This window comes from Carboxylicivirga caseinilyticus, assembly GCF_050589785.1.
In the GTDB taxonomy this organism is placed as follows: Bacteria; Bacteroidota; Bacteroidia; order Bacteroidales; family Marinilabiliaceae; genus Carboxylicivirga; species Carboxylicivirga caseinilyticus.
This window is the reverse complement of record NZ_JBNGOX010000006.1, coordinates 87,370-102,259: the sequence shown is the minus strand read 5'-3', so window position 1 is coordinate 102,259 and position 14,890 is coordinate 87,370. Positions and strand designations below refer to the sequence as shown.

Below are 14,890 nucleotides of genomic sequence, written 5' to 3'. Positions count from 1 at the left end.
AGAGAGGGACCACTTGGTAATAAGGGGCAAGGGGTGATTTAAGGGGGAAGTGAGATGATCGGTTCTGTGTCGGTCATCTCCTTTAAAGTAAATCAGATGGTAGCCATCATTGTTAGTTTTATGCTGACGATGATGGCTTTTTCTTGTATTCTATTCCATTCTTTTCATTAGAGTTTTTATATGAAAACTTAGTATTTACAATTATCTTAGCTTTATCGAACCATTAGAAACGATATACGATGAAAAGAAAACCAACCATATTAATACTCCTTACCACATTCTTCATTTGTAATCTATCCGCAAAAATTACTGAAATACCATATACTCAGCTACCAACCGGCCAGCTGGTTGTGGAACTTAAAATAGATGGCATTAATCTGCCACAATTATTTATTGTTGAAACATCAGGAGGTAACTACCTGCGAAAAGACATGAATTATCGTTTGCATGATCTAGGTCTGGATACCCTCGAGACAACCTTTAAATTTAAGCAGATAACCATTGGCGACAGGGTCATTTCAAATACTAAATTTAAAACCAAACGACATCTGGGCAATAGAAGTGAATATGCTTTCCCGGCCCCTGTAATTGGCACTATCGGAGCTGACTTGTTCAATAAACTGGCAGTTCAGTTCGATTTTGATAAGAAATTAATTCGTATAGCCGATAACATTAAAGAACTGAGTATTCCCGAAGAAACCAATACCATAGGTTTTACTCAGAGTTTATTACATAAGACACCAACTATTGATATTGAACCCTGGCAATACATGCGGCAACCCGTTGAACTGGAAGTATCCATGCCTGTCGGCATTAATCTTTCATGGAATGGCCCTGCACTCGAAAAACGATATCGAATTAAAAACAGCATGACTGGCTACCGCGTGTCATTGGATGATGTTACTGTAATTGATATGTATGAACAAATAGTATCGCAGGTAAATTTCGATTATAATTTTGTTCTGTATAATGTACCCATTACTTTTTGTGATGACATAAGGCCAATTATAGGATATCAATTTCTTAGACACTTTTTAATAACCTTTGATTTTAAAGGAGGAAAGATTTACCTTCAGCCCATCACCGAAGAAGCAAAAGCTTTGTTCGTTAACGAATAAACAGAATTCAAATCAGAATTAATAGAAAACTAAGGCAAAACTTCTTTTAAAGGTTTACCCTCACATCCATTAGGAAAGGGTATCTCAAGAAAAGAAGAGATAGTTGGAGCTACATCAGCCATAGATACTTTTTCGTAAATATTTCTTCTGCCAATTTTCCATCCGTAAAAAACCAATGGTACGGTAGATGAAGTCCAGTGGCGATGTACAGGATCCTTACCATCAATTTCTTCATTCCAGCCGGGTTGCAGTCTAATCAGAATATCACCGGAACGTTTTGGATGATAATTGAGTTTTAAGCTTTCCATAGCAGCCAGATCGGATGTTGATGCCATAAGTTCATCAGCGGGTAAGGCATAAGCAACACCTTCAACCTGCATCAAAAACTTAGCCGATTGATCCAGTATTTCCTTTTTCGATATTTTCGATTGCTCCAGTAACTCATGATTCAAATAAACCTGACCATCGTGATAAGCCTTAACCCAGGTTCCTTGCCCATGAATTGCCATCAGGTAAAGATTTAATAAAGAAGCAGCCTTTCTGCCACTAAATAAACCGGTAGGAATATTTGCCCTTCCATTATCAACTACAGATCTTACAGGTGCTGCAATGGCACTGGTTATAACCAATGTATTCTCCAGACCTACTTCACTATCCAGTATTTTAAGCATATCAGCAATCTCCTGGTCTAAACGAAGCAACATATCCTCTGTTTCTGCCTCAAAAGCAGCAGCAGAAGTACGATGTGCAGAGCGAGTTGTAAACTGAACCGTTAAAATATCAGTAACCTCATCCTTTCCATATTCACCGTTTAACACCTGACTAACGGTAAAATCTCTGATCAACTTATTTCCATAAGGTGATTCCAAAACATTTTGATAAACATTATTTTCTTTTCCCTTCTTTAAAGAATACAAAAACGTATGTCCTTGTGGCAGTTCTTCACTGAAATACTGTAATTGATGATACTCACTCAAATCAGCAATTGGTCCCCACTGCCTCTCGGCATAAACATCCAGTAATTTCTTTCCATTAAACTCATTTACCCAATCAGGCAGCTTAATTATGGAAGTATCTGCATTGAGTACCATATTTCCAGTGGTTTCGTCAGGGTAGTATGTATAATCAGGTGAATGACCGCCAGTCCAAACAAGAAAATCAGGGTTAAAACCAATGCTTGTTACTTTCGACTGACCATTATACATCCATTTCAACTCATCTGTAAAAGTGGAAGCCAGCATATTTTTAGCTGAAGGCAAAACTCCTTTATCAATATCTGCAGCATCGGCCAGAACCTTATTGTATTTTAATTTATCATACCATACATCTGAGATTATACCATGAGTTGAGGGATAAGCTCCACTGTACAAAGTCGAAAGATTACACCCGGCATAAACTGATCCTGCCGGAAAAGATGCATTTCTATAAAAGGCTCCTCCGTCAATTAAACGATTGAATCCTTCATTGCTAAATTTATCTCTGAATGCTACAAGCTGGTCTGTACTTAATTCATCGATCAGAAAAAACACAACCAGCTTTGGCTTGGGTGAGGCAATACGATGCTGAGCTATAGCCGAATAACTAAAACTTAGTACGAGTAGTATATATATGGTAAATCTAAATCGTGTCATTATAATTAAATTTGGTGCCCAAATATAACTATAGCAACAGCGAAATAAAAAAGGAATTACCTTAGCAGACGCTTTTTTTGTATGTAACTACATCCACGCTTTCAACATAAACAATTCCACCACAGCCCGATTTATCGATTAACTTCGAAACAATCTCGGCAAAATCATAAATGCGTTCTTCCCGATCAACCATTTCAATAATGACAGGCATATTCTCTGGCAACGAAAAAGCTTTTGCATTATTGGCTAAATCATCCGCCCCATACGAAAGAATACCTTTGTGAGCTGTAGCACCTGCAATTTTATATTTCTTTGCAGCAAATAAGATTGCTTCATAGAGTGAACGCTGGTACACTATTCCTTCCTCACTAACTATAATTTTGAGTTTCTTTGCATCTCCATCAAGTACCATAAAAGTGTGTTTGGTGTATTTATTAGTGTAGGTAAATTACGATTTAATACTTACAAATTCAATTAAATTATCTGTCATTCTAAAATCGATAAAAATTTGTAAGAACATGTATTAAACTTAGGCTTACAGATATCCTTTTTTAAACCAGCACTAAATAAGAGCAGCCACTTTCAGATTAATAGTGATTTTCTTGGTCGGTAACTAAATATTGCTAATTTTACAATCACCCTTTTTATTACCTAATAAAAATTAGTTACAAACTCTTAAATCAAGTTTTATGAAAGTATATCAAGCTGATCAAATTAAAAACCTGGCGCTGCTTGGTAGCAGCGGCTCGGGTAAAACCACCCTCGCAGAAGCAATGCTGTACGAAGGTGGTGTCATTAACAGACGTGGCGACATTGAAAGCCATAACACAGTATCAGATTATCACCGGGTGGAGCATGAATATGGTTACTCGGTTTTTTCATCTGTACTGTTTACCGAATATCTTGATCGTAAGTTTAACATTATTGACTGCCCTGGTTCTGATGACTTTATTGGTGGAGCAGTTACCTCACTAAATGTTACCGATACAGCATTAATGCTTCTTAACTCCACTCAAGGTGTTGAGGTTGGTACCGAAAACCTTTTTAGGTATACAGAACAATACAACAAGCCTGTAATTTTTGTAATGAATCAGCTTGACCATGAAAAGGCCAATTATGAACAGACGCTTGAAAATGCAATTGAAGTTTTTGGTAAAAAGGTAGTTGTTATTCAATATCCTATTAATGTAGGTACTGATTTTAATGCAGTGGTAGATGTTCTGAAAATGAAAATGTACCAGTGGGCTCCTGATGGTGGCGAACCACAGATTCTTGATATTCCGGCTGACCAAAAAGAGAAAGCAGACGAATTACACAACGCATTGGTAGAAGCAGCAGCCGAAAATGATGAGTCGTTAATGGAACTTTATTTTGAAGAAGGAACCTTAAACGAAGATCAGATGCGTCAGGGTATCAGAAAAGGTCTGGTTGCCCGCGATTTATTCCCGGTATTCTGTGTTTCAGCTAAAAAAGACATGGGAGGTCGACGTTTAATGGAATTCCTTGGCAATGTGGTTCCTAATGTATCTGACATGCCTGCACCTGTTACTAAAGACGGAGTAGAAGTAAAATGTGATACAAACGGACCAACTTCCTTGTTTATATTCAAAACATCAGTTGAACCTCACTTGGGAGAAGTTTCTTTCTTCAAGGTAATGTCAGGTAAGGTATCTGAAGGCATGGACCTGATCAATGCCAATAAAAACGCCAAAGAACGAGTTGCCCAACTTAATTGTGTAGCAGGTAACAATCGTCATAAAGTAACAGAACTGGTTGCCGGTGATATTGGTGTAACCGTTAAATTAAAAGAAACACATATCAATCATACCTTAAACGAAAAAGGTTGTGATTACCTGTTTGAACCGATTCACTATCCAAATCCTAAATACCGAACAGCTATTAAGGCAAAAAGCGAAAGTGATGATGAAAAATTAGGAGAAGTTCTTCAACGTATGCATGAAGAAGATCCGACACTGGTTGTTGAATATTCAAAAGAGCTGAAACAAATTATAGTCCATGGTCAGGGTGAGTTCCATTTAAACACTATGAAATGGAGGATTGAGAACAATGACAAGATTGAGATTGAATTCCTGTCTCCTCGAATCCCATATCGTGAAACCATAACAAAGGTTGCCCGTGCTGACTATCGCCATAAAAAACAATCAGGTGGTGCCGGACAATTTGGTGAGGTTCATATGATTATCGAACCATACTATGAAGACATGCCTACTCCGGCAACCATGAAAATTGATGGACAGGAAATTAAACTCAACGTTCGTGACACCGATGAAGTAAAGTTACCTTGGGGCGGCAAACTGGTTTATAACAACTGTATTGTAGGTGGTTCAATTGATGCACGCTTCATGCCTGCAATTCTAAAAGGTATCATGGAAAGAATGGAAGAAGGGCCGCTTACCGGATCATATGCCCGCGATATCAGGGTATTTGTTTATGACGGAAAGATGCACCCTGTTGATTCCAATGAAATCTCATTTAAGTTGGCCGGACGAAATGCCTTTAGCCAGGCTTTTAAAGTTGCAGGCCCTAAAATTCTGGAACCTGTATACAATGTGGAAGTAAAAGTTCCTAGTGATCGCATGGGTGATGTAATGAGTGACCTTCAGGGACGACGTGCCATGATTGAAGGCATGTCAAGTGAAAAAGGTTTTGAGGTAATCAAAGCCAAAGTGCCTTTGAAAGAAATGAACAAGTATTCTACTTCATTAAGTAGTATCACCGGCGGACGTGCTTTCTACACTATGGAATTTGCTCAGTATGATAAAGTTCCACCTGAAATTCAAACGGAACTTATTAAAACCTTCGAGGCGGAACAAGATGATGATTAATTAAATAATAAATAAGGGGTTGATTCATAACAAATCAACCCCTTTAATATTTTAATTGCCAATCTTAGTTTTGAGTCACAATCAAGTGAACAGCTCCTTCTCGCGTCACTTTTTCTCCTTCATTGTAGCCTTCTGCTTCTATCTCGTAAAAATACACACCTGGTTCGGCTTTTCTGTTTCCTATCCGACCATTCCATCCCTGTGCTGGGTCACTACTTGAAAATACTTTGCGTCCCCATCGGTTATAGATAACAATGCGATATTTTTTAATGGATCTGTATAGTACTTTAAACTCATCATTTTCACCAGGACTACTAAACGGAGTAAAAGCCGTTGGAACCTTCAAAACGATTTCTTTTACGGTAAAGGTTTGTACTTCACTATCTGATTCACACCCCGAATCTGAGTTCATTACCCATAAACTAACCGCATAATCACCGGCTTTTTGGAAAGTAAATATTGGGTCTGCCACATAATCTTTCCCTGCATCACCAAAAGTCCATTCCCAATCAGTAACATTACCCAAAGATTCGTCTGAATATCGCACCACCATAGGAGCTGAACCTTCTGTTGCTTCATTATCAGCCGTTCCTTCTGTTTCAAAACTAAAAACAGCAGATACTGCAATGGCTTCATATGCATAACTCAATGTAGCCGGGGTTATACCGACTGCAAACTTTTGCCCAACTACAAAAGAGTATTCAGTGTCTTCAGTAGGTGCAGTAATCAGTTGAGTAACTTCCGTTACTCCATCAATTGGTCCGGTTGGAGCAGATGACCAGCTGTATCCATAATCAATCAGCTGAGAGTTTCCATCTCCCTTATGATTATAATAAACAAGAGGCTTATTATTTACATATCCTGTTAACCTTATATTACTGCATGATTCTGTAGGCAGACCAATAGAATCAATTGCTGCAGCTGGAACAAAATTCCAGCAAAAATATGGAGTAACAGTTCCTCCGCCTATTACGTCCACCTTATATCCTTTCTCTGTCACATTCATTAATGTCTCACCACCACTCTGTTCAAGTATGTCAAAAGCACCTGTTGCAGTATTAAACGAATACCAGTTATAAGTTGCACCGGCAACAATGGGTGCCAGTAATTGTGCATCCGACATAGTTGAATAAAAAAATATCGGATCATTGTTGCCTCCCGGGTAATCAGTATTCTCTGAATAAAAAGCATTGGATGTAATGCTCTGACCAATCATTAGCTGAGGCAACAGAAATACCAGTATAATAAAAAATCGATGTGTGTTATTCATGTATCAAGTGATTACTTCAATTTTTGAAGTGTTGTTCAACCATTCAAAGCTATAATATTTCTTTCAAACGATAAAAAGCAACAACTTATTACTTACAGCCAGGCTCTTTCGTTGCGAAAAGAGTATTCATCCTTAAAAATAGTCATATCCTCCACTTTTTCTCAAATGATCTTATATTTTTGCAGTATCATCAATCATCATAAAAGTAAGTAGTGCAGAATTATTTGGAAGAGTTGAACGAGGTGCAACGCGCTGCCGTGGTCGAAACAGAAGGACCAACTCTGGTAATCGCAGGTGCCGGATCGGGAAAAACAAGGGTATTAACCTATCGGATTGCTCATTTATTAAAGCAGGATGTAAAACCGTACCGTATATTAGCTCTGACTTTTACGAACAAAGCTGCCCGCGAGATGAAAGATCGTATCGCAACGGTTGTTGGACAGCATAATGCCGCAAGTTTATGGATGGGTACTTTTCACTCTATCTTTGCACGTATACTTCGCTTTGAATCAAAACATCTGGGTTATCCTTCTTCATTCACTATTTACGATAGTACAGATTCGAAGAATCTGATAAAAAGTATTTGTAAAAAGATGAAGCTGAATGATAAGGCATACAAACCAGGAAGCGTTCTTTCTCGCATATCAGCAGCAAAAAATGATTTAGTGACACCTGTTGCCTATGCCCGCGATGTGAATCGTATTGCTGCCGACAAAGCTTCACAAATACCCTTGGTTCATGAGATTTATTCGCAATACATGCGCGAATGCTATAAATCAGGAGTGATGGATTTTGATGATTTACTGTTGAATACCAACATCCTCTTTCGCGATTTTCCGGATATACTCAAGAAATATCAACAACAGTACGATTATATATTGGTGGATGAGTACCAGGATACCAACTTTTCGCAGTATCTGATCATTAAAAAACTGGCCGAAAAACATAACAACATATGTGTTGTTGGAGATGATGCCCAGAGTATTTATAGTTTCAGGGGTGCCAAAATCGAAAATATACTGAATTTCAGAAACGATTACCCCGGATATAAAATATTTAAGCTGGAACAAAACTATCGTTCATCGCAAAACATAGTTAATGCTGCTAACAGCATCATAGAAAAAAATCAGGGACAGATACAAAAAAATGTATATTCTGAAAATGCTGTTGGAAATCCAGTACGTGTATTAAAAGCATACTCTGATATTGAAGAAGGCTTTTTAATTACCAATGATATTTTTGAGAAACGAATGAAGTATCAGCTGGATTTTAAGGATTTTGCAATACTCTATCGTACCAATGCTCAATCGAGGGTATTTGAGGAAGCGTTGCGTAAGAAAAACCTTCCCTATAAAATATATGGAGGTTTATCATTCTATCAACGAAAAGAAATCAAAGATCTGCTGGCCTATTTCAGGTTAACCGTTAACCCGGCTGACGGGGAAGCATTGAAAAGAGTAATTAATTACCCGGCCAGAGGTATTGGTAAAACCACATTAGATAAAATAACAGCTGCCGCGGATGCTTCAGGAAGAACCATCTGGGAACTGCTATTAAATGCAACTGCAGCACAGTTGGGTGTAAATGCAGGCACCTTAAAAAAGCTGCATACCTTTATAGCATTGATAACCCGTTTTGCCGCTCAGCTTGAACAACTATCTGCTTACGAACTGGCAGCTGAGATTGCATCAGCCAGTGGTATAATGCATGATCTTCACGGCGACAAATCCATTGAAGGACAAGGACGCATCGATAACATCAATGAATTATTGAATGGTATCAAAGATTTCAGCACCACCAAGCAGGAAGAAGGCATTACTCCCAACCTTGTTAATTTCCTAGAAGAAGTTTCATTATTAACGGATCAGGATAATGAAAGTAAAGATGACATCAATAAAATAACCTTGATGACGATCCACTCTGCAAAAGGACTGGAGTTTAAAAACGTGTATATCGTAGGTGTTGAAGAAGGACTGTTTCCTTCATTACAATCTGTTGACAGTGAGAAAGCTCTGGAGGAAGAAAGACGTCTTTTTTATGTGGCTATTACACGAGCTGAACAAAACGCTACCATTTCATTTGCCCGATCAAGATACAAGTATGGCGAATTAACATATAGCCGCCCCAGCCGTTTCATCGGCGATATTGATCAGAGTTACCTTGATGTTCATGCTGATGATATTGTCTCTTCTCAGCCCAAATCTAATTCAACGGCATTACCTCGCAACTTCCGCAAGCTAGGTAACACAAGAGCTGAAACTCCGAAAATCAGAATGAATTATTCAGGAAATAACGAAAAGCCTAAAATAAACGTGAATTTCAATGCTGCTTCACCCAATCAGATTGTACCTGGTGCGATGGTTGAGCATGAAAGATTTGGACGAGGTAAAGTAGTAAATGTAGAAGGGTTAGAACCCAACAGAAAAGCAACTGTAATGTTTGAGAATGCAGGGCAAAAACAATTATTACTCAAATTTGCCAAACTTAAAATTTTGCTTTAGTTTTGTAGCATCAGTTACCCTGTCACTTAGATTATAGTGTAACCTACCTCCAAAAGGATTAAAAGAAACTATTTCCTTAAACACTCAACCATTTTTGGAGCTTAAAAAATTGTAGAAGAATTTCAGAATACATGGATTATAATTCGAATCGCAAAACCCTGGCAATGCCGGAATACGGGCGACATATTCAGAAGATGATCGACCATGCTGTGACAATTGAAGATCGCGAAGAAAGAACCCGATGTGCCAAAACCATTATTGGCATTATGGGTAACATGTTTCCTCACCTGCGTGACATTAATGATTTCAAACATAAACTCTGGGATCATCTTGCTATCATGTCTGACTTTAAATTAGACATTGATTTCCCATATGACTTACCTGAAAGAGAATCGCTTAATGCCAGACCTGATAAAGTGCCATATAAGAACAGCAAAATAAGTTATATGCACTATGGCGAATTGGTAGAAGAGATGATTGCCAAAGCCATTGAATTTGAAGAAGGCGGCGACCAAAAAGAAAAGCTAATTCTTTTGATTGCAGGACATATGAAAAAGTCATTGTATCACTGGAATCAGGATTCTGTTACTGATGATAGAATTTTCAATGATTTATCAAGACTTTCAGGGGGTAAATTAAAAGTAAGTGAAGACACCAAACTTCCTGAAATTAGAGAAACTTTTCAGAGTAAAGCAAAAACTAACAAAAGGCGCAACCCAAAACGCAGTAACGATAAGAAATAAATATTTTTATTGCTAATCTTTTAAACTCCCATAAATGAATTGCTTTGAAATTGAGGGTGGTATTCGTTTAAAAGGCGAAATCACTCCCCAAGGTGCAAAAAACGAAGCCTTACAGGTAATCTGTGCAATACTACTAACATCAGAGAAAGTTACAATCAATAACATCCCTGACATCGTTGACGTTAACAACCTGATAGACTTACTTCATGAGATGGGAGTAAAAATCAACCGGATCTCAAGAAATACATGTGAGTTCCAGGCCGACAATGTAAATCTGGAATTTCTTCAAAGCAAAGAATTTAAAAAAAGAGCTTCTTCCCTTCGCGGATCTATCATGATTATGGGACCATTATTGGCTCGTTTTGGTAAAGCCTATTTCCCAAAACCAGGAGGGGATAAAATTGGCCGACGCAGACTTGATACCCATTTTATTGGTTTTGAAAAACTGGGAGCTAAATTCAATTTCGATGCCCAGGATATCTTTTACACGGTAGAAGCCAGTGAAATGAAAGGCACCTACATGTTATTAGATGAAGCTTCGGTTACAGGTACAGCTAATATTGTAATGGCAGCCTCTCTCACACCTGGAAGAACAACCATATATAATGCTGCATGCGAACCGTATCTGCAACAACTATGCAGAATGATGGTTTCTATGGGTGCTAAAATAGAAGGCATCGGTTCCAACCTTCTTTATATTGAAGGGGTAAATAAAATGAATGGTTGCCAACATGAGATCTTACCAGATATGATTGAGGTAGGAAGCTTTATTGGTATGGCAGCTATGACCGGATCGGAAATCACCATAAAGAATGCAGGAGTTCAACATTTGGGAGTTATTCCAATGGCATTTGAACGAATGGGTATAAAAATGGAGATTAAAGGCGATGACATATTTATTCCTTCTCAGGAAACTTATGAAATTGAAACTTTTATAGATGGTTCTATCATGACCATTGCTGATGCACCATGGCCTGGTTTAACACCTGACTTACTGAGTGTTTTTCTTGTTATTGCCACTCAGGCAAAAGGAAGTGTTCTGATTCATCAAAAAATGTTTGAGAGTCGCTTATTCTTTGTTGATAAACTGATTGACATGGGAGCTCGTATCATCCTATGTGATCCACACAGAGCCACTGTTATTGGTTTAAATAAAGAAACTATGCTAAGAGGGGCAAAACTTACCTCTCCGGATATACGCGCAGGTGTTGCTTTGTTAATTGCTGCTTTATCCGCAAAAGGGAAAAGTACAATTCAGAACATTGAACAAATTGATCGTGGATACCAAAACATAGATATTCGACTTCAGCAACTGGGCGCAAAAATAAAAAGAGTAGAAGCTCAGTAGTTTTCGAAGATAGAAATCAATTATTTTTAACATTTTTTAATTACAAAAACACTACTAAATCATCCTATTTAGAATGATTCTATGAGTTATTTTATACAAAAGACCGCACTTTTAGTTGTGTTATTTATTTGATTTACTGCACTTTAATACAACACCAGCTTCATAATATAAAAATATAAACATCAATTCCTAGTACTTTTTAGTTGTCCATTTTTGTAACCCACTTTAAATTTGCAAGCTCAATTAAGCCGCTAATCACATATAAACGTATGTTCATCTAAAACTACAGCATCGCATCTTTTTTTTTTTGAAACTTTAACTCGATTTTTAATCAAAATATATTCATATGAAGCAGCTAAAATTAATGTTAGCTACTGTGTTTGTGGGAATTGCATTTTTATCATTTATAGATGATAAAAACATTGCAGAGGTTGGCCTGGATATAGGTAACGAAGCTCCTGCCATCAAAACACAAACGATCGATGGAGTCGATTTTGATCTGAATGAATTTAAGGGTAAAATGGTAATAATTAATTTTTGGGCCTCTTATCACGCTCAATCAAGAATGAATAATTACCAACTTACGCAGATCAACGAACAGTACAGCAAATCATCTTTCCGTAACGGACAAGATCTTGTGATTGTAAACATCTCATTAGATCGTTTTAAATCACCAATGAATCTGGCTATTGAACAAGACGAAATTGCCGAATTCATTCAAATTTGTGATTTTACCGGAAAAGAAGGTGAAGTTGCTCAAGCATACCAAATCAACGCTCCCGTTAATATTTTATTGGACGGTGAAGGACGTATTCTGGCCAAAGATGCCGGATTATCTAAAATTGAAAAATCGCTTAACACCCTCTCAGCGATTTAAAAATCTCTTTAATTTTCCATTATGGATAAAAAAATATTACACTCTTTTGGAGCAGTAATGCTATTTTGTGCGCTTTTTGCATTCAATGCTTCAGGGCAAAAACAAGGCGTAAACATTGGAAATAAAGCGCCTGAGATTAAGATGGAAACTCCTGAAGGCAAAACCATTTCTCTATCTGAATTATCAGGAAAAATGGTATTAATAGATTTTTGGGCCAGTTGGTGTAAGCCATGCCGCTACGAAAATCCAACAGTTGTTTCTGCTTTTAATAAATACAAAGAACAAACTTTCAAAAATGGTGAAGGATTTACAGTTTTCAGTGTTTCACTGGATAAAGATCCGGAAGCATGGAAAGAAGCTATTAAAACAGACAATTTAGTTTGGTCCTATCATGTTTGCGATTTTAACGGATGGCAAACAAGAACTGCTGTTATGTATGGAGTAAGAGGTATTCCGAGTAATTTCCTGATCGACGGGAACGGCGTAATAGTTGGAAAAAACCTTCGTGGCCCTGCACTGGAGGCACTTTTAAAACAACAGTTAAAATAAGCTGACAACATAACATTACAAAGGCAATTCTCTACAAAGGGGGATTGCCTTTTTTGTCATTATTACAGCTAATTGCATTGAGCCTAATGAAAAACTGTCAATTTGACGAACAAAATCAGCTTGGCAAAATATTTGTGTAAATTTGCGAACGAATACCTAAGTAATTCTTGTATTCATTTCGATAGAACAAATAAAAAATATATACATGGTAAAGAAGTCATCAAAAAAGCAGGATGCAGAGAAGGCTAATGAAGTAGAAGAAACAGTTGAGCCTACTAACGAGCAAGCGCAAGAAACTGAAGCCTCTGTGGAAGAGCAGAGCACTTCTGAAGAAACAGAAGAATTAAATGAAGAGGTAACCATTGAACAATCGGAAGAAGAAAAGCTGACTGAAAAACTTGCAGATCTTAACGACAAATATGTTCGTTTGAGTGCTGAATTTGACAACTATCGCCGACGTACATTAAAAGAAAAGATGGAGCTTAGCAAATCGGCTGGCGAAGGTCTGTTATTGGCATTGCTTCCGGTGGTCGACGATTTTGACCGCGCATTAGCTCACATTGATGAAGCCAAAGATATTGATGCTTTAAAAGAAGGTATCAAATTAATTTACAACAAATTTAATGAATACCTGAAACAACAGGGTATCAAGGAGATTGAAGCGAAAGAAAAAGACTTTGACACTGACCTTCACGAGGCGATCACTAAGATTCCTTCACCTACAGAAGAGATGAAAGGAAAAGTTATTGATTGTGTAGAGAAAGGATACACTTTAAATGAAAAAGTAATCCGTTTTTCGAAGGTTGTTGTTGGGGAATAAACTAAAAGCAAATGTCAAAAAGAGATTATTACGAAATACTTGAGGTATCGAAAAATGCAAATGCGGAAGAAATAAAAAAAGCTTACCGCAAAAAGGCCATTCAATACCACCCGGACAAAAATCAGGGCGACAAAGCGGCTGAAGAGAAATTTAAAGAAGCAGCTGAAGCCTACGAGGTTCTATCCAATGCCGAAAAACGCCAGCGTTACGACCAGTTTGGTCATGCCGGTGTTGGCGGCGCAGCCGGAGGAGGCTTTGGAGGAGGTATGTCTATGGACGATATTTTCTCTCACTTTGGAGATATCTTTGGTGGTGGATTTGGTGGCTTCAGTGGATTTGGAGGTTTTGGCGGTTCATCAAGAGGTGGCAGACGAGTAAACAAAGGCTCGAACCTGCGGGTTAAGGTAAAACTTAACCTTGAAGAAATTGCCAATGGTGCTGAAAAGAAAATCAAGGTAAAAAAATACGTTCAATGTAACTCATGTTCCGGTACCGGTGCTGCTGACAGCTCATCATACAGTAACTGCTCTACGTGTCATGGTTCTGGTCAGGTAACACGTATTTCCAATACCATTCTTGGACAGATGCAAACTTCATCTACCTGTCCGACCTGTGGAGGAGATGGAAAAATCATTACCAATAAATGTACTTCATGTGCCGGAGAAGGTATTGTTCGTGATGATGAAGTGATTAGCTTAAATATTCCTGCCGGTGTTGAAGAAGGCATGCAACTTTCGGTTTCAGGCAAGGGTAATGCCGCTCGCCGGGGTGGAGTTAATGGAGATCTTCTAGTATTAATAGAAGAAGAAAAACATCCTGAACTAATGCGCGACGGTAACAATCTTATCTACAACCTTAACATTAGCATCCCTGATGCTATTTTAGGAACTCCGGTTGAAATCCCAACGGTAGAAGGTAAGGTTAAAGTTAAAATTGAACCAGGAACACAGCCTGGTAAGATTCTTCGTTTAAGAGGAAAAGGTTTGCCGGAAGTAAACAGCTATGGAAGAGGAGATCTACTTGTTCAAATTCAGGTATTTATTCCTAAAAACATATCTAAAGAAGACAGAAAGGCGGTTGAAAAAATGCAGACTTCTGAAAGCTTTCATCCATCAAATGGAACGGGAGAAAGTTTCTTTAGCAGAATGAAAAACATGTTTGAATAACATAAAAAAGGAACCTAATGG

12 protein-coding genes are annotated in these 14,890 nt (G+C 37.9%); 9 read left to right on the top strand and 3 right to left on the bottom strand.

Annotated features, from left to right (window positions below; translation table 11 throughout):
• Window positions 1-239: 239 nt before the first annotated feature.
• The gene (locus tag ACRD62_RS05010) at window positions 240-1,118 is read left to right on the top strand and encodes a hypothetical protein (protein WP_430819034.1); all 879 of its coding nucleotides are present in this window, start codon (window positions 240-242) and stop codon (window positions 1,116-1,118) included.
• A gap of 29 nt (window positions 1,119-1,147) precedes the next feature.
• Here the strand turns inward: ACRD62_RS05010 and ACRD62_RS05005 are convergent, their stop codons facing one another.
• On the bottom strand, window positions 1,148-2,749 hold the full coding sequence (locus tag ACRD62_RS05005) for an alkaline phosphatase family protein (RefSeq protein WP_430819033.1): 1,602 nt from the start codon (window positions 2,747-2,749) through the stop codon (window positions 1,148-1,150).
• 61 nt (window positions 2,750-2,810) lie between these two features.
• On the bottom strand, window positions 2,811-3,161 hold the full coding sequence (locus ACRD62_RS05000; RefSeq protein ID WP_430819032.1) for a DUF190 domain-containing protein: 351 nt from the start codon (window positions 3,159-3,161) through the stop codon (window positions 2,811-2,813).
• Between the two features lie 277 nt (window positions 3,162-3,438).
• Here ACRD62_RS05000 and ACRD62_RS04995 point away from each other — a divergent pair, with 277 nt between their 5' ends.
• Entirely contained in the window at window positions 3,439-5,595 is a 2,157-nt protein-coding gene (locus ACRD62_RS04995; protein WP_430819031.1) for an elongation factor G, read from the top strand.
• 64 nt (window positions 5,596-5,659) lie between these two features.
• Here ACRD62_RS04995 and ACRD62_RS04990 read toward each other — a convergent pair whose 3' ends face one another.
• Window positions 5,660-6,865 (bottom strand): T9SS type B sorting domain-containing protein, encoded by a 1,206-nt coding sequence (locus ACRD62_RS04990; RefSeq protein ID WP_430819030.1) that lies wholly within the window; start codon window positions 6,863-6,865, stop codon window positions 5,660-5,662.
• 212 nt (window positions 6,866-7,077) lie between these two features.
• Between ACRD62_RS04990 and ACRD62_RS04985 the strand changes: the two genes are divergently transcribed.
• The 7 genes from ACRD62_RS04985 to dnaJ all read left to right on the top strand — a co-directional run bounded on the left by ACRD62_RS04985 (window position 7,078) and on the right by dnaJ (window position 14,869).
• Window positions 7,078-9,366, top strand: coding sequence for an ATP-dependent helicase (locus ACRD62_RS04985; RefSeq protein WP_430819029.1), 2,289 nt, complete (start codon window positions 7,078-7,080; stop codon window positions 9,364-9,366).
• Between the two features lie 131 nt (window positions 9,367-9,497).
• A complete protein-coding gene (locus ACRD62_RS04980) occupies window positions 9,498-10,109 on the top strand; it encodes a DUF4290 domain-containing protein (RefSeq protein WP_430819028.1) in 612 nt (203 codons plus the stop codon).
• Window positions 10,110-10,143: 34 nt separating this feature from the next.
• On the top strand, window positions 10,144-11,457 hold the full coding sequence (gene murA, locus ACRD62_RS04975; RefSeq protein WP_430819026.1) for a UDP-N-acetylglucosamine 1-carboxyvinyltransferase: 1,314 nt from the start codon (window positions 10,144-10,146) through the stop codon (window positions 11,455-11,457).
• A gap of 346 nt (window positions 11,458-11,803) precedes the next feature.
• The gene (locus ACRD62_RS04970) at window positions 11,804-12,334 is read left to right on the top strand and encodes a TlpA family protein disulfide reductase (RefSeq protein WP_430819025.1); all 531 of its coding nucleotides are present in this window, start codon (window positions 11,804-11,806) and stop codon (window positions 12,332-12,334) included.
• A 21-nt stretch (window positions 12,335-12,355) separates the two neighbouring features.
• The gene (locus ACRD62_RS04965; RefSeq protein ID WP_430819024.1) at window positions 12,356-12,883 is read left to right on the top strand and encodes a TlpA family protein disulfide reductase; all 528 of its coding nucleotides are present in this window, start codon (window positions 12,356-12,358) and stop codon (window positions 12,881-12,883) included.
• 205 nt (window positions 12,884-13,088) lie between these two features.
• Complete coding sequence (locus tag ACRD62_RS04960; protein ID WP_430819023.1) at window positions 13,089-13,703, top strand: nucleotide exchange factor GrpE; 615 nt, start codon at window positions 13,089-13,091, stop codon at window positions 13,701-13,703.
• Window positions 13,704-13,714: 11 nt separating this feature from the next.
• Window positions 13,715-14,869 (top strand): molecular chaperone DnaJ, encoded by a 1,155-nt coding sequence (gene dnaJ / locus ACRD62_RS04955; RefSeq protein WP_430819022.1) that lies wholly within the window; start codon window positions 13,715-13,717, stop codon window positions 14,867-14,869.
• The last annotated feature ends 21 nt before the right edge of the window (window positions 14,870-14,890 follow it).